This window comes from Pseudoalteromonas sp. JC28, from assembly GCF_013319255.1.
Taxonomy (GTDB): Bacteria; Pseudomonadota; Gammaproteobacteria; order Enterobacterales; family Alteromonadaceae; genus Pseudoalteromonas.
The window spans coordinates 322,720-340,736 of record NZ_QOKX01000006.1 but is presented as its reverse complement, the minus strand read 5'-3'; the positions used below and the strand labels follow the sequence as shown (position 1 = coordinate 340,736).

General features: G+C 45.1%; 10 protein-coding genes. 3 read left to right on the top strand and 7 right to left on the bottom strand.

The features are described from left to right. The first annotated feature begins 3 nt into the window (after positions 1-3). Both DS891_RS15515 and DS891_RS15510 read left to right on the top strand, forming a co-directional pair. Positions 4-4,116 (top strand): non-ribosomal peptide synthetase, encoded by a 4,113-nt coding sequence (locus DS891_RS15515; protein WP_174170280.1) that lies wholly within the window; start codon positions 4-6, stop codon positions 4,114-4,116. Continuing rightward, positions 4,113-5,366: an MFS transporter gene (locus DS891_RS15510; protein ID WP_174170279.1), complete on the top strand. Its 1,254-nt coding sequence runs from the start codon at positions 4,113-4,115 to the stop codon at positions 5,364-5,366. The genes DS891_RS15515 and DS891_RS15510 overlap by 4 nt, the downstream gene beginning before the upstream one ends. Positions 5,367-5,400: 34 nt before the next feature. Here DS891_RS15510 and DS891_RS15505 read toward each other — a convergent pair whose 3' ends face one another. From DS891_RS15505 to DS891_RS15485, 5 genes are all read right to left on the bottom strand, one after another. After that, positions 5,401-6,063, bottom strand: coding sequence for a fumarylacetoacetate hydrolase family protein (locus tag DS891_RS15505; RefSeq protein WP_174170278.1), 663 nt, complete (start codon positions 6,061-6,063; stop codon positions 5,401-5,403). Between the two features lie 87 nt (positions 6,064-6,150). Further along, positions 6,151-7,347, bottom strand: coding sequence for an ABC transporter permease (locus DS891_RS15500; RefSeq protein ID WP_174170277.1), 1,197 nt, complete (start codon positions 7,345-7,347; stop codon positions 6,151-6,153). Next, the gene (locus DS891_RS15495) at positions 7,337-8,293 is read right to left on the bottom strand and encodes an ABC transporter ATP-binding protein (protein ID WP_174170276.1); all 957 of its coding nucleotides are present in this window, start codon (positions 8,291-8,293) and stop codon (positions 7,337-7,339) included. The genes DS891_RS15500 and DS891_RS15495 overlap by 11 nt, the downstream gene beginning before the upstream one ends. 59 nt (positions 8,294-8,352) lie before the next feature. Then, positions 8,353-11,922, bottom strand: a complete 3,570-nt coding sequence (locus DS891_RS15490) for a M1 family aminopeptidase (protein ID WP_174170275.1) — start codon at positions 11,920-11,922, stop codon at positions 8,353-8,355. A gap of 11 nt (positions 11,923-11,933) precedes the next feature. After that, positions 11,934-12,815, bottom strand: a complete 882-nt coding sequence (locus DS891_RS15485; protein ID WP_010606823.1) for an ABC transporter ATP-binding protein — start codon at positions 12,813-12,815, stop codon at positions 11,934-11,936. A gap of 151 nt (positions 12,816-12,966) precedes the next feature. Here DS891_RS15485 and DS891_RS15480 point away from each other — a divergent pair, with 151 nt between their 5' ends. Continuing rightward, positions 12,967-13,644, top strand: coding sequence for a nitroreductase family protein (locus DS891_RS15480; protein ID WP_010606824.1), 678 nt, complete (start codon positions 12,967-12,969; stop codon positions 13,642-13,644). A gap of 17 nt (positions 13,645-13,661) precedes the next feature. Here the strand turns inward: DS891_RS15480 and DS891_RS15475 are convergent, their stop codons facing one another. Continuing rightward, positions 13,662-14,708, bottom strand: coding sequence for an efflux RND transporter periplasmic adaptor subunit (locus DS891_RS15475; protein ID WP_174170274.1), 1,047 nt, complete (start codon positions 14,706-14,708; stop codon positions 13,662-13,664). Next, positions 14,698-18,003 (bottom strand): efflux RND transporter permease subunit, encoded by a 3,306-nt coding sequence (locus DS891_RS15470; RefSeq protein WP_174170273.1) that lies wholly within the window; start codon positions 18,001-18,003, stop codon positions 14,698-14,700. The genes DS891_RS15475 and DS891_RS15470 overlap by 11 nt, the downstream gene beginning before the upstream one ends. Positions 18,004-18,017 lie beyond the last annotated feature (14 nt).

Sequence of the window (18,017 nt, the reverse complement as noted above, 5' to 3'; positions counted from 1 at the left end):
CGCATGATCGAATCATTTATTTATGAACTAAAACAAAGTGGGATAAGCGTTTGGCAGCAAGAGGATAAATTAAAAATTGCTAGCAACGTGAATTTACAAGGCCAAGCCATCGTTGAGCAGTTAAAACAGAATAAGCCACAATTGTTACGCTACCTCACAAGGCAAGGCATAGATAGCAAAGCTCGTTTTGATGAACTGTCTATCTTGCCGTTGGAAACGCGATGCGCTCCGCTTACGCTTGGGCAGCAACAACTACTGTTTACGCAAGAAGTGAGCAACGCGGCAAGTACTTATCATATTCCATGCCTACTCAAAATCGCCAAGCACTGCGATATTGAAAAACTCACAGCAGCAATAGAACAACTGGTGATCCGCCACAGTGCGCTAGATATGGTTGTGGCCTATGATCACCAAGGAAAGACGATACAGCAGCCTGCCAATGAGGCGTTTGTCGTGACGCATCATGAGCTTGGTAATCTAAACTTGCATGAGCAGTGCGAGCATTTCTTTAACGAGCCGTTTAGCTTACAGCATTCTCGACCATTTCGTGCCTATGTCATCACCTCAAAGGAGCAACAACATGTGTTTTTTGTCTGGCATCATATCGCCTTTGACGGATGGTCTTTGGGACTGTTTTTACAAGAATTAACGTCACTCTATGAGGGGGAAAATCGACCTCTGAGTCTACAATTTAGTGATTATGCTTATTACATGGCAACACCCGGCCAACGTGAACGACAAGCAACAAGTCAACGTTATTGGCAAACTCAATTGGCTGATTACGAACCATTAAAACTTGCGCAAACTCAGTCGCGCCCAGCCACCTTTGATCATCGCGGCGCGATACAGAGCATTGTGCTAGATGAAAGTACGACCCTAAAGTTACAACAAACAGCGAAAACGCACCGCATTAGTATTAATACACTTGGGCTTGCGGCTTGGTATCACACCCTTGCGCTACTCAGTCATCAACGTCAATTTGTTGTTGGTATTCCAAGCGAGAACCGTCCAACGGCACTGCAGCAAAACATACTTGGATATTTTGTTAACTCATTGCCGATTAAAGCGGATATCGACATGACGATGTTACTTGAGCGCTGGTTCACTCAAGTTAATCAAGTCGTTAATCAAGCCAAACAACATCAGGCCTTGCCGTTTGAGGCCATTAAGAATAGCTTAGACGTACCGCTCGACACTAGCATGCACCCGATATTTCAAACGTTGTTTAGCAGTAGTCAGTTTGCCCCTGAGCAACATCATACCTTATGGCAAAGCATTGACCTTGATCTTAGCCAGCAGTGCCAAGCGAAGTTTGATTTAACGTTACACTTGAGTGCAGGGAAAACCACTGAGTTGGGGTTAACTTATGCCACGGCACTTTTTTCCAGCTCATACGCGCAGCAGATCCTCGAGTTATATCAAACGGTTTTACAGGCATATCTAACAGCTGAAAACGCCCAACAGCCTCTCTATAGCCTACCTTTATTGAGTAACACGGCGCAGCAAAAACAATATCAATTAAGTGGAATGCAACACGCCTATCCGAGCGTGGCAAGTATCACCGACCAGTTTGCTGAAATAGCAGCGCGCTATCCAGATAAAGCCGCTATCAGTAATCGCCATCAAACCATGAGCTATCAAGTGCTTGATAATCAAGCCAAGCAACTTGCCAATGCAATCTTGGCAGCCTGCCCTGAACCCAAAGTCGTCGCACTCTACATGCAAAACGACATTGAGTTTGTGATTGCCATGTTGGCGGTACTAAAAATCGGCGCGGCATACACAACACTATCGCTCAAAGACCCAGTGGCGCGTCATCAATATCAACTGAGTGATAGTCATGCCGACGTAATAGTCACCTTGCATGAACATAGCCAAACATTGGCAACACTCAACCACAACAATATCGTTGAAGTTTTCTGTGATACGAGTCTGGAAGATACTGATATCACGGCCGATTTTGAGCCTATGTACATCGCACCTAGTGAAGTTGCGACGATTATTTATACCTCAGGTACGACAGGAAACCCTAAAGGCACATTGCTCTCTCACGCCGCAATTAGCTCTTTGGCACTCGATAATCATAGTTACCAGCATCAGCCCCAAGATAGCTTTATTCAACTCGCAAACCCAGCTTTTGATGCCACTCTATTTGAGATATGGAGCGCATTACTCAACGGTGCCGAGGTGCACTTAGGCTATCAGGACAGCCTTAATTCTGCAGCGCAGCTCAGTGCAACATTACAGACGCTGAATATCACTTCGATGTTTCTAACCCGTTCACTGTTCGACACTTTGTTGCTGCAAGACGAGCATATTTTCGCTTCTCTGACTCATTTACTCGTGGGTGGTGAAGCATTAACAGAGTCGATGGTAAATAAATTGCTGGCGTCCACATCTTGTCCAAAACACTTTATCAATGGTTATGGCCCGACTGAGTGCACCACATTTACCACAGTGCAAACGATGTCTAAACAGCAGTCTGAGATAGCAATCGGCAAGCCAATCCCAGGGCGAGCAGTGGCTGTAGTCGGTCGCAATAACGAATTACTGCCACTTGGCTGTCCCGGCGAGTTAGTGGTTTGTGGACATGGCGTGGCTGCACGTTACCTCAATCACCCAACACTCAACAGCGAAAAGTTTGTATCCCTAAATCTGTTTGGCTCAATGCAAAAGTACTATCGCACGGGCGACTTAGTATATTGGAATGCACAACAGCAACTGTGTTATATCAACCGTGGCGACCAACAAGTCAAAGTGCGAGGCTTTAGAATTGAGTTGGCAGAGATTGAGCATCACCTTAATCAGCTGGCGGATATAGATAGCTGTGCGGTTATTGCCAAAAAGCAGCAGGCTCAGACCTTGCTGCATGCATATTTGGTCATCAAACCAGCGGCCGATCAAGCTGCGGCACTCAGCCACTGTAAAACTCAGCTTACCAAGTTACTTCCAAGTTATATGATGCCACATAGCTTCACTGTCCTTTCAGCGTTACCGTTAACGCTCAACGGCAAACTCGACAAAACTAAGTTGCCAGAACCTGAGCTAAAGCAGCATCAACTCGTCGTGCCACAAACCAACACAGAGAAGGAAGTGCAGGCCATTTGGCAGGATGTTTTAGGCCAGAGTCCACTTTGTTGTGTGACGGCAGTGACTGAGCAAGGTGCCGACTCCATTAGTTTATTAAGCTTTTGTGGTGCAGCAAGCAAGCGTAATTGGCAGCTAACGCCACAACTTATCCTTGAACACCTATCAGTGCAGCAACTGGCAAGATTTATTGATCATCAGACCCGACTTGATTTTGCCACCATGAATGAAGATCAAGCAATTGAAGCTGCGCTTGCCCATGAGCATTTCGCTCCTTCGCGTTTTTTTAATGCACCGCAGGGTGAGTTTCTGCTTCACCTCATGCCCGCAGCAGCAACCGCAGATAGCTTTGCACCTCTGTGTGAAAAACTCGCGCCCGACCTGCGCATTCACGCATTAGAAAATATCAAACTGTTCACAGGCAAACACATCAGCTTGCATACTATGGTGCGCTATTATGCTCAGCGTATTACAGAGGTATCGCCAACTGGCCCACTTTACTTGGGTGGCTTTTGTGAAGGTGCGGCATTGTCACTGGAAGTGGCGCGTTACTTGGCCGAAATGGGTAGAGAAATTGTCCATTGCTTTTTGATTGACCCCGTCTTACCAAGGCTTACTTCAACAGCGCGTCAGGCCGCTGAAGAAGAGTATATTCGCTCGCAAGACGATGACGCTAAACCCATCGCTCGAGCATTTTTAGACTTTACTCAATACTTTCAAAGCGCGACGGCGTTTACCTTCCCTGTGAGCTTCTTTATCGCCGATCATGTCAGTGATGAGGCCATTCCACTTCCGGCACTGAGGTTGATCCATCAAGTGGAAGACATACCTGCGCTGTATAAGCGGACATTTGCAAGTGACAGAAATGGTTTTGAAAATTTACTTGCCAATGCAGACTATATTACACTTGAAAGTGCACACGATGAAATCATGACCGACGCTAAAGACTTATCCATCATCGCGTCACACATTAATGCGTTAATGCAGCAAACGAATAGCGCCGCAACCACTGTGGAGCAACGCGCATGACTCGTTCACTATTTGCTACACGATACGGCATCCACCTTGGGTTAACTATGTTTGCCAGTATGCTGGTGCTCCCTATTTTTACGCCTTACATGCTGAACTTAGGCCTAGCATTGCAAGATGTGGCTTTAGCTATGGTAGTCATGGCTATCACTATCGTGGTGTGTGAAGTACCAAGTGGTATTGCGGCAGATGCCATTGGTCGCCGCAAAGTATTTTTAGCTTCTTTAGTGTTTGCCGCTGTATGCAACTTACTTTTATTGTTGAGTGAAGACTTTTGGCACGTCTGCTTAGCCATGGCATGCTGGGGATTAAGTCAGGCGTCGTTAACTGGCACGCTCAACGCATGGTTTGTTGAAACTTATCAAAAGCTTGAAGGAGATGAGCCACTGAATAAGGGGTTCGGTAAAGTGTATGGTATTGGCTATCTTATCGGCGCCAGTGCCGCTTTATTTGCCGCCCTCTTTTTGGCGTTTGCGACTAGCCCAACACAACAGCTCAACCACTTGTATCAAGCCTTAATCTTGGTTTCGATAGCGGTATTGTGTGTGGTATTTGCATGTACTTTTGTCGTGGTGAAAGAGTCAACGAGACCTCAGCAAGAGGTGGTTGAGAAAGGACTGATTAGCCAAGCTAAGGCCATGCTGGCAACTTGTAAGCAAAGTGGTATGCAAAGGCTGCTGTTGGTGATTGTTTTTGCAATTCCTGTTGCCAGTAGCATAGAGAAGTTTTGGCCTGCTCTAGCAGAGCGCTATAGTAGTGCACCAGTTGACTCTATTGCGTGGATATTCCCAGCAATGATGGCAGCTGGGTTTTTATTAAATGGCGTCGCTGCTGCGATCAGCGCTCCGATCTGTTCTCTATTTGGCCAACGCTTAGGGTATGTCATGGCGTTCGCTCATTTCGCCAAATTAGCCTTTGTGCTGTTACTTGCTTGGGTTACGTCACTACCATTACTGATTGTAGCCCTGCTGTGCTTTTATCTTTGTATGGGACTAGCGCAACCGGCACAACTGCAACTACAACATCAACTGAGTAGCGATAACGTGCGAGCTAGTGTGGAGTCAATAATGTCACTGACCACTCGCTTTGGTGGCTTGCTCGGCTCTGCATTAACCGCTTTACTGTTGGGCTACGTCAGCCTGACTATCAGCTGGATAATATTAGGCGTAATTTCACTCGTTGCTATCATGCTGTGTTGCTCGAGCACAATCAATCAACCGGAAGCTGAGCTCGTTGCTGCGCAGTCGTAACAGACTACGCAGCGATGTACATAAAAGCGAGAAGCTAATCTATCGCAACTTTGCCATGCCAAGGAGTATGGCTTTTCAGCTGCAGCGTAAGTTCATCGCCATGCGCTAGGCTCCCTACCCCTTTTGGCGTTCCTGTTAAGACAATATCTCCTGGCTGAAGCGTAAAGTAACGAGCAATGTCCTTTAGCAACTCAGCGATTGGAAAAATCATTAAGCTAGAGTCGCCATGTTGTTTAAGCTCTCCATTTTGCCAAAAACGATATTCAATACACTCAGCAAAGGTGTTTTCATCACATGGTACAAAAGGCGTCGCTGGGCAACTATTATCATAGGCCTTTGCCCGCTCCCACGGGTGCCCTTGTGCTTTTAGCTCACTTTGTAAGTCTCGTAATGTCAAATCGAGTGCCAGCCCAATTCCGGCGATATGCTTGAGAGGCGCTGGGGTTTTTGCATCGATTTTGGTGCCTACCAATAGTGCAAGCTCTGCCTCATAATGATGTTCGCCAAGTGCGGCGTCCAACTTCATTTCATTATTAAATGGTACTAAGCTCGTTGCTGGTTTGATAAACAACAGTGGACTGCTTGGAATAGGGTTATCTAGCTCTTTCGCGTGCGCTACGTAGTTTCTACCAACACAAACGATTTTTCCCGCTGGTAGACTTATTTTATTGTTTTCACTATCAATGTGTTGATACATTTCACCCTCTCTGTATGGCCACAAGCTCCGGTTATGGAGCGTACCATAACCAAAGCCTTGAGCTAGCAAGTTATCATATAAACGGTATTATTCCGGTTTACAGACCCAGCGCACCATATCCTTAATTGAGGGTTCCTTGCCATACATCACCATACCCGCTTTAAACAATCGTCCCGCAGCAACACGAATAAGGTAGCAACCAAGTAATGCGCTGACCAACGCACATAACACTTGCCAAATGGGTACTTCAATTAACGCCATTTTTACTGGCATCACTACAAATGCGGTAAGCGGGAAAAGACTCAAAATATCCACGGCAAGGCTGCTAGGACTATCAACAATCATAAACGCGATAACAATTGGCAATATAGGGATCATCATAAATCCTGTCTTGCCACTATGGTTAGGATCGTCAATAGCTGCGGCTATTGCTGCCATAAAGGCTGTTGCCATATAAAGACCTACTATCGCAAACAGGGTAAACCAAGGCAACATTGCAAAGTCTATCATCGTAAAGTCCAAGGCTTCGTTTTTTACAACGACTTGTATAAAAGCCATCGCCAACAAAAATGAAAATAACGTACTTAACATCGCCTTTAGACAATGAAGCATTTGGCCAAATATTTTGCCGTCAATCCAAGTTTGCGCATTCATACAAGAATATAATTGCTCGGTAACACGCTGCTGCTTTTCTCCGGTGATAGACACGAAGATCTGTCCAAATGACGTAAAAATACCGATGAGCATCAATAGCATCACGCCAAATGCTGTCATCGAAGACTGGTTGTGTGCCTCCTTAACCGCATCCTTGGTGTATTGATTGGAAACGCTCACAGGTTGCTGTAACAAGGCGAGCTGAGCGGCAGATAAATTAAAGCTCTGTGCGAGTTCGTTGCTGTAAAACTGCTTAAGCGCTACCTCAACTTCATTCTGCCAAGACATTTTACCTGTGGTAATCAGTTCAAACTGTAACGCCTCACCCGTTTGGGCTTGAAGTATCAAAATACCGTCAATTTCCTCTTGTTCTAACTGAGTCAGAAGTTCAGCTTTTGAAGCATCAACTCGCTTTAGAAGCAAAGGCTCAGGTAGCTGAGTTAAGTTCATAGCGGATGGTGTTGCGATAACATATTGCTCAGGTTCAAAAAACGAAGTGCTTTGCCAAAAATAGATAAGCAAACCTATCGCCAGCATAATTGCTTTACCGATCAACTCCTGCTTGAGTTTAAAAAAGTACATAAACTCCCATTTGGTCACTTGCAGTATCTGTTGCAGCTTATGAGACATGGGCATTCTCCTGAGATTGCACTTTGCCTTGATGGGATTCGATTGCTTTTAGATAGAGTTGATGTAAGTCCATGGTTTTGGTTTCTATTCCTTGCAAAGTCGTTGATTTAGACAAATCGGCGAGCAGCAAATTAAGCTCTGAGGAGTCACTCAACTCAAACTTAATTTTATTCTGACTTAATTGAGTACAAGCCACCCTGTAGTTGCCTAAATTGAGCTCTGCGTAGTTCGTTGCTTCACTGAAACTCACTGTGATGTCGATGCCAACACCAACGTCCTGTTTTATTTCGGCTAACGTGCCATAAAGCACGGCTTGCCCGTGATTCATTAACAGCATTCGATCGGCAAGCTTTTCCACCATCGCCATCTGATGTGCGCTTAAAATAACCGTCATGCCTTGTGCTTTTAACGCTTCTAAAAACACCACCACCTTTTCTTGGTTGATGGGGTCAAGACCAGAGAAAGGCTCATCAAGCAATACAACCTTGGGTTTGTGCAATACTGCCGATATTAACTGTACTTTTTGCTGATTGCCTTTTGACAACGATTTCAACCGCTCATGCGCTCTATCACTTAAGTCAAACTGTGTTAGCCAAGACTCAATCTGTGCTAGCGCTGCGTTTTTCTCAACACCGCGTAGCTTGGCAAAATAGAGCAAATTCTGCTGCACGGTTTTTTCAGCGTAAAGCCCTCTATCTTCTGGGAGATAACCTAAACTTTGATGAGGGATTGATTGATATGCTTGCCCATCAATATTCACAGCGATTGTGCCGCTATCTGGATAGGTAAATCCAACCAACATTCTCACGAGAGATGATTTACCCGCACCATTGGGGCCCAGTAATGCAAAGATCTCACCTTGTTTAACGCTAAAACTTAGATTGTCTACTGCTTTTACCGAAACATATTGCTTCGACACCCCTGTTACTTGCAATAAATCTGGCATAACTTTCCTTTAAAAACGAATGAGGGCTTTCGAAAAGCCCTCTCCTACCTATATATCCATTAGAGTGACTTGATGTTATCGGCGGTTTTCTTATCAATCAGTTTTACAAACGGATCAACTCCCGCAAATTTCGGTAACTCTGTTACTTTCAACTCAATCTTATTTTCACCCGATGTGATGACGTGCTTTTGTAGATATAACAGCGTTTCGTCACTTTGAATGTTGTTAGGATCGGCAGAGAATAAGGCTATATCAATCTCTTGATTAAGCGGGATTTCTTCTTCGTTACCTTCACCATCTGCATGCTTTTTCGCCGCCTCAACCGTTAAGGTCACCGTATGTAGCTCTCCCGCTTGCGTCGCTTCTTGCACTTCAACACCCGCAAGCTTAAGCTCATACAACGTAATCGCATTGAACTGATCTTCGATAAATACTTGTTCTTGCTCTGAAGCCCCCGCTTTTAAGTAAGTCAAAAAGTCGAGTGTCGTTGGGTAGATATCTGTTCTAAAACGATAGTCATTTAAGAAGCTTCTTAATGCGCTATTGAGTCGCGTTTCTCCAAGTAAATCGTGCAGCGCTAACATCACAACAGAACCTTTATTGTAGTGAATGTACTGCTGACCGACTGTTCTGGATAGCGCCCGCTCTTCATACGGATCAGAACCTCGCCCACTTAAATAGGTGTCTAGTTCATACTTCAAGAATTTACGGAGATTATGCTCGCCGTACTTTTCTTTCATCACCATAATGGCAGAATATTGCGACAACATTTCCGACAGGATATTTGATCCCTCCACATTAGCACCAATTACCTGATGCGCCCACCACTGGTGTGCCAGCTCATGTGACGTCACATAGTAAGGTACATTGATATTGTCAGGATTACGGGTGTCCGTTAAAAAGCCAATATTCTCCGAGTAAGGCACTGTATTGGCAAAACTTTGCGCAAAGTCTCGGTAACGAGGAAACTCGATAATACGCATTTGCTTATGTTGGTAAGGCCCAAACTCTCGAGTGAAATAATCAATAGAGTCTTTAGTCGACTGCAACATAGTGTCTACATTCCAAGCATGGTCTTTATGGTAGTAAACCTCGAGCGCAATGCCTTTGTACTCTTCTCGTTTCACCTCAAGATCCATCGACAAGATGTTATAGAAGTGCAGCATTGGAGCATCCATTTCATAGACATAGGTCGTGCGGCCGTCTTTGCTGAATTTTGATTGCAAATAACCCGGCACCATCGCAACTTGCGATTCATCCGTCGTCACCGTTGCGGCGAATGTGACGAAATTTTCAGCAAACAATGGCTCATGATGATAGTGTGTTTCTTCAATCTTATTGCCACGTTTTAGTGGTTCAAGGCTGCGCTGACGACGCTCACTTTTGTCTTGAATTTGCTTATAGATGTTATAACCAAATGTCGGGAACAAGGTCGCGTTATCAATGAAGGTACCATTGTTCACCAAAGTTTCATCATAGCCTCTATCTACAAAGCCAAGCGTTTGGCGTACGACTGACATCGTAATTACACGCTGCTCACCCGGTGTCATTGGTTGTGAAAGCTCAAGCCAAGCATGCTTAAAGGTTTTATCCTCTTCAGCAAGCGTAGCGCCAGCCATTTCAACTTGCCACTCTAATGTATGATCAGGTTTATTGACCAAGAAGCGAGCAATCTCTTTATCTGAGCGGTTTTCAACCAACAGCTTTACCTGCGCTTCAATACGACGTGTCTTTGGAAATATCTCAGCATTGAGCTGTACATCTAACGTGATAGGTACAGGGTCATCACGATACTGGGAAAATTGTTGCTCATATAGCTCTGCGATATCTTCAGCTTCATCCTGCGTGATAAACTCATTGACCACTTGCGTGTTGTAGTAGATGTAGCTGCCACTACCCACGAATATTAAAGCACCACAAGCCAATAATGCTTTACCAGCGTTACCTAACTGATAGCCCATCAGTGAAATGCGTGCTTTCAGCGTTTGTCCTGCACCACGAGGCCAAAGTGCATAGCTTAGTGTCGCTAATATCATGCTAAAACCAAACCAGTACAAATTGTACCAATGTGCCGCACTGAGGAAATGACCATAACCATTAATATCTGAGTACGGCACTGGGGAAGTTTCGCCTAAGTGGTACATATTGTGCTCAAAACCAAAGTTGGTCAGGACTATCGAAATAATGAAATAAACGACATATATTCCCATACCCATATATTTGCTTGGACTCATCACCTGTATCAAAAATGCTAAGGTGGTTTGGAAGGCAAAACCTAACACATATAAATATCCCAAGCGCACAATATACTGGGCAAGATCTATCTGTGTCACACCCGACAATAGTTGATAGCTAATGGTGATCAAGCTACCAAATACACATAGCAGCGTCATCACCGCAACTAAGGCTATGTATTTAGAGCCCCAAAATACCCAGTTTGCAACAGGATAAGAGTCAACAATGTCTCCCATTCGCGAATCACGGTCATGCCATACCAGCTCAGCGCTGTAATACACCAATACAATGACCAATAATTGCCAGAAGCTCCCATGGATAAGCTCCACCATTCTAAAGGTCACTGGCCATACTTCTGTGCCATACCAATTAAATGAGCCAACCAATGCAGGTATTAAGGTTGCCACCGCCAAAATTAATAACACTAAGAATGGGTAGCTTTTAAGCACTTGCTTTACTTCAAAAGTGGTTCTGGTGCAAAAGTGCACCCAACTACTACCTACGCTCGCTTTAAAATCAAAACGATTCAGCAATGCCGACGCTTGGTTACCATCTTCTTTGGCTTTACTCTTGGTTTTTTGTTTTTGCGGTAAATAATGAGAAGTATTTAAGGCTAAAACACCTAAACTGAGCAGTGCAACTGACATCCAAATTAAGCGGTTATAGAGCAGTTCATCAACTAGGCTTATGACTGACGTATTGCGATCTGCAATGGTCCAATATTCTGATTGCGCCGAAATAGCTGATAGGCCAAACATGTCTAAATACGCAGCAATAGTACGGTATTCAATATCTGAAAAAATACTATTTGCCACAAGATAAGTCACAAACAAACCCACAGCAACTAAGTACATTGCTATCATGGTTCTAAATTTTTGCGCCACCAGCGCAAATAGGCTCGCCATAAAGAACAGTGAAGGGGCCGCGATGACAAATAGTGGCGTTAAGTAATAGTTGAGTTTATTAGGCCCAATCAGTTCGGTATCTAGCCAACCGACTAAACCACCAATGCCTGAGCCTACCCAGATCCCCACTAAACACATTGAAAATACTAGTAAAGTAACAAGATAAGCGCCGAGAAAACGACCCAATCGGTACTGAGCTAAGTGCAAAGGCTTACTCAAAATAAGCTCACTGAACTTACTTTGATCGTCTCTTATTACCGCACTACCAACAAAGTTAACCACCAAAAAGATGGAAAAAATGGTCATGATGGCAACGGTTTGCAAGATGGCATAGGGCGAGTTTACATTGACGTTACTGCCACCACCAATCTGTACTGAGTCCGAAACTGACGCAAAAAAGGTGAGTAAAAATAGAATCAGAGAAGTCACATAAAAGGAAGGCTGACGGACAAAATACCGTAGCTCAAAACGCATCATTTTAAATAGCATCTGCCTACTCCTTACGCTGCTTGATTATTTCGATGAGTATGCAGAGTAGAAAAATAGACGTCCTCTAAATCGGCTGGTACCGCTTCAAAGCCTTCAGGTGCTTGATCAGCAAATACATTAAGTAAGGTCTGGCCCGCGAATAAGCGCTTAGAAATAACCGGTAAGTTTTGCTCTACTTCTTTCGCTTCTGCAAGTGTGACCGACTTACGCCAGATTTTTCCCTGTAGCTGCTCCGTGAGTGCAATAGGATTACCTTCAAGTAAAATTTGTCCGCTCGCCAATACAGCCATATTCGGACATAGCTCAGACACATCCTCTACAATATGCGTTGATAAGATGACTACTTTACTCTCACCTAAGCCAACGAGTAGATTGTGGAAACGATTACGTTCTTCTGGGTCTAGTCCCGCCGTCGGCTCATCCACAATGAGTAAATCAGGGTCGCCAAGCAGTGCCTGTGCTATACCAAAGCGTTGACGCATACCTCCGGAAAATCCGCTTACCGCATTTTTACGGTGATCATATAAGTTAGTTTGTGCGAGCAATCCGTCAACGGCTTCTTTACGCTCTTTTTTATTATTTAACCCTTTTAGGATTGCCATATGATCCAATAAATCATACGCACTAACGCGTTGGTAAACACCAAAGTCTTGCGGCAGGTAGCCTAAACGTGCACGAAGTGCCTTTGGCTCCTTTAAAACATCTACACCATCGAACTGTATAGTGCCTGCATCTGCCGACTGTAATGTGGCAATCGTGCGCATCAACGAAGATTTACCAGCGCCATTAGGTCCGAGTAAACCAAACATTCCCTTTGGAATAGTCAGGTTTACACCTCTCAAAGCATGAACGCCATTGTCATAGGTTTTTGAAAGTCCTGAGATTTCGAGCATTTTTATTTCCTGTCCGGATTTTTATTATTGTCCTTTTTATAACATTTCCCTAGGTTAGTGACAATTAACATAAACATATCAATTGCAAATAAAAGTAAACACTGAAACACTAAGAAGCATTCTTAGTTTACAACACCCAAGGAAAACTAACATGCAAGATCACGCCAACCACCCATTGACGGATTTTATTGAATACCCTCACGAGGAAATGCTAAGTCGTGCGGAAGCATTCTTGGAGAACAGTAAGAGACGTCATAGTATCCGTGCTTTTAGCGACCGCCCAGTACCGCAAGAAATCATCGAAACTTGTATCAAAGCAGCGGGCACTGCCCCTAGTGGTGCAAATCATCAGCCATGGCATTTCGTGGCGATTGGCAGCGCAGAAAAGAAAAAACAGATCCGAGCTGCAGCCGAAGACCTCGAGCGCTCGTTTTACCAAGGCCGTGCGGGAGATGAGTGGCTGGACGCACTAAAGCCTTTGGGCACAGATGCACAAAAACCCTACTTAGAACATGCACCTTGGCTTATCGCTATTTTTAGTCAGAAAAAAGGTGGGATCCACGCGGAAGACAAAAATACCAACTACTATGTCCATGAATCGGTTGGGATCGCTACTGGGTTTCTTATCCAAGCTCTGCATAATGCAGGACTTGCCACACTGACCCATACACCTAAACCTATGAGCTTTTTAAGCGAGTTGTGCGGTAGAGATAAAGATAACGAACGTCCTTATATGTTATTGATTGCGGGTTATCCAAGTGATGATGCAACTATTCCAGAGCACGCAACAGTGAAAAAATCACTCGCCGAAATCGCTTCCTTTATTTAAAAGTTCGGATCAGCTAACTATCGCTGCACAGCTAGCTGATCACCTTCGTTTAGGCCACTAATAACAATCGTTTTATTACCTGTCTCTTCGCCCAACCTGAGGTAGCGTTTGTGAAGCTGGCCAATTTCTATTACCTCAACCATCGCCAATTGACCATACTTGCTGATCATATTAGTTGGAATTTGGATAACCGCCTGCTCGCCAAGCACAAGTTCAACCAGCGCGTACATGCCAGGCACCACTTTTTGCAGCAAAGGCATATCCAGTTTAATAATAAAGCTGCGCGCTTGGCTGTCGGCAATTGGCACCATTTCCGACACTCGCGCGGTTTGGCTTATGTCTAGCGCAGGTATGCGTACCTTAATCTCGCTTCCTAGCTGAATATGCTTAACTTGGCTCTCGCGAATTGGCGCTTCAATCTGCAATTGTAATGGGTTGAATAACGAAATAATGGCGCCACCGGGGCTAACCATGCTGCCCGGCTCTTGTAAGCGCGCCACCACTTTACCCGAAATAGGGGCTGTGATTTGCGTGTAACCCAGCGCGACTTCAGCGCTACGATACGCTTCTTGCAATGCCTTATCTTGCGCTTGTAACTCGTTCACTGTGGCTTGCCACTCATCCACTTGGTTAATCGCGATAAGCCCTTTTTCATTAAGAGATTTATTGCGTACTAACTGCTTAGTTGCTTGCTCTAGCTTGGCTGAATTTGCCGCTTGCTGCGCTGCCACTCTTTGCAGCTCTGCTTTAAGCTCTGCATCATCGAGTGTTGCTATCAGCTGTCCCGCAGTGACTTTATCACCGGCTCTGACGTTAAGCGTTTTAAGCTCCGCCAATAACCGACTGGACACTAACGTATTTTCTTTTGCGACCACACTCGCGGGAACTTGTTCAATCATCGCAATCAGCGACTTTTGTACTGTATAACGTGTTCCTTGATAGGCGGGAAGTTCGGACTTATTGCCCGGAGCTAGCTTATTTTGGAATCCACCAGCGAGCCATACGACCATCAATAATAGGCAAAAAATAGCAAGAACAGGAATAAAGATTTTATTACGAGACATGAGAAGACTCCTGAACTGATGAGGCATTAAGGGGTTGATTAGGTGTCGATGATGATTTGAATACTAAATAGTAAACGATAGGCACGACCAACAGTGAAAATAACGTTGAAGCAATGATCCCGAAGATAATAGCAAGGGCGAGGCCACTAAAAACGGGATCTAAGATAATCACTAAATTGCCTAATAACGTCGTACCTGCTGTAAGTAATACCGGTCGCATTCTTACACTTCCCGCCGCAATCAATGCATCGATAAGTGCCATACCAGCCGCTCGAGACTGATTAATAAACTCCACCAAAATCAGGGAATTTCTCACCACTATTCCGGCCAGCGCTATCATCCCTATCATCGCGGTCGCTGTAAATAACACGGGCTCTGGCGCACCTGAAACCACACGCTCACCAAACTGGTTGAGTAACCAAAAACCCGGCATAATCCCTATCATAGTGAGGGGAATAGCCGACATAATGATAAGTGATAAGCTACTAGATGCCGTTTGTACCCGCAGGATGATAAATATCGCCACCAGTGCAAATGCAAATGCGATCCCCATATCTCTAAACACATCTATGGTAATGCGCCATTCACCTTCGCCTTTAAAGGTATAATGGGTTCCTTCAAACATTGACCAAGTGACTCCTCCGCCACTGTGTAAAAAGGTGCGAGATGCCCAATTGCTCGGTGTTATCTGTTGGTTTTCATCCGCAACCACATCGGCAATCACCTCAGCTGGCGTGCGGCCATTTAGCTCCGCAAACACATAAATCACCTCTTGTAGGTCTTTTCGAAGGATCACGGGAGCCGTAGGAATAGATGTTAATTCGCCCAGTTCACCAATCGCCACAAGGGGTCTCGCAGCCTGCTCTAAGCCGTATTCTTGAGTGGTTTTAGCCAACTCCTGACGACCACGAACTTGCATCGCCAATACGTTTTGCCATTGATTACGCTGCGCGTAACTCACACCTAACTCGATAGGCACCATTGCGACCTCACCTTGAGTATATAAAAAGCCTGCTGACATGCCGCTGCTTGCAACCACTAAAGATTGATTAATATCCTCTGTGGCCACACCTGATAACGCAGCCTTTTGTTTATCAACCACAAACCGCTTTAGCCATGTTGGCGAAGCCATTGAGGTGTCAACCTCAACCACATGTGGCTCCTGCCTTAAACGATGTGCTAACCTCTGGGCTGCTTGCTCTTGCGTTTCACGAGCAACAAACGGATCTGCATAAACCTCAGCAACGAGTGTACTTAATACCGGAGGTCCCGGCGGCACTTCCACCACTTTTACTTGCGTCAAAGTTTGGTTAAAAGGCTGAAGCTTTTCACGCAGTCGCATGACGATGGCGTGAGATTGATGTTCGCGTTCACGTTTATCCACCAGTAACACCCTAAGTTCGGCAAGATGCGTACCACTACGACGATAATAGCCTCGCACCATACCATTAAAATCCATACTGGAAGGCTTGCCGACAAAAGCGGCGATGTCGGTCACTTCAGCTTCTGACCAAACGATTTGCTGTACTTGCCTCGTCATTGCGGCCGTTTGCTCAAGGCTGGTTCCCTCGGGCATATCTATCAATACTTGGATTTCACTTTTATTATCAAACGGCAGCAATTTCAGTGGTACGGCCCTAAAAATAGGGAGGCTCACACTTGCAACAAATAACCCTAACACACCCCATAATAACCATTTGGCTTTGCGGGGGTTTTGTAAAATTGGCAGCATGATTTTGCTGTAGTACGAGTCTTGAGGCGCGACTTCACTTGTTTTTGAATCCGCTTTGAGTAGCTTTTTAGATAGCCAAGGCGTCACTAAAAAAGCCACTAACATCGAGGCAATGACACTAATGGGGACGTTAAATGCCATGGGTGCCATATATGGGCCCATCATGCCAGTAATAAACGCCAATGGAATAAACGCCATGATGATAGTTAACGTTGACATCAAAAGCGCAGATTTGATCTCGACCATAGCAGCGACAATGTTATGATCTGTGTCAGCTGCCGCGCCGCGATGAATAAAGCGGCTAATATTATCAATCCCAGTGATTGGGTCATCGACCAACAATCCCAGCGACAAAATAAGCGCAAACAAGGTGACCCGATTAATGGTGTAACCAAACGCAAAGTCCAACCCAAGTGTAATGCCATAGCAAATTGGCACTGCAAGACCAACAACGATGGCAGGCCGCCAACCTAAAAATACACCGACAAATATCACAACGGTAAATACCGCAAAGGCCAAGCTAGAGGTAAGATTATTGACTTTGTCATTGGCCGTCTCACCATAGTTTCTTAGTACTTTTACCGATACCTCAGCAGGAAGGAGCTCCTGTTGTAGCTGGGTCACAAGCGCTAAACTTTGCTCTGCAACCGTTACCGCATTACTTCCCTTTTGCTTCGCCACGCCAATCGTCACTAATGGTGCATCAGCCTGGCTGTCGCTGCTTGCTAACCACTGATAGCTATCGGGCTCACTAGGACCATCAATAACCCGAGCAACTTCTTTTAAAACAATGGCACGACCATTAATTACATTTACCGTGAGCCCTTCAAGTGCCGACTTATTACGAAGGACATCACCTGATTCAAAGGCAATTGTGTTACTGCCTGCCGTCACTTGCCCGACTCGTGTCACTAGATTACTACTTTGGATAGCACCTAAAACATCCATTGGTGTTGTTTGATGTGCGGCAAGCGCAGCTAAGTTCAACTCAACCCTAAGTGCTCTCGTGCGCCCGGTAATAACTGAAACCTCGCTGGTATCTGCAATGCTCTGTAACTGGATAGCTAGCTCTTGTGCAAAACGCGTTAGTGCGTAGTCATCATATAGTTGCGGCTTGGAACTTGTCAGTCCAAGCATAAGAATCGGAACGTCATCGACTTCTATTGGGCGGATCTGCCACTGAGTGACAATTCCCGGCATAGTATGCTGGTTGGCATACAGCTTAGTGTAGGTGTTGAGAATGGCTTTCTCTCTGTCTTCACCCACATGAAATCTTAAAGTAACAACCGTGCCGCCGGTTTGGGTCGTAGAATAGACGTGTTCAACGCCCGGAATTTGCAGCAGTAACTTTTCAAGTGGAGTGGTGACCAATCGTGCCACTTCTGGTGAGGCAGTATTTGGTACCGACACATGAATATCCAGCATAGGCACCACTATTTGTGGTTCTTCCTCTCGTGGTGTCATTTGCAATGCAAATAATCCAAGTACCACAGCGCACAAGAAGATAATCGTTGGCAAGCTGCCTTGTAGAGCATACCGAATGACACCATCTAACTTTTGCATCTCAGTCGTTCCTA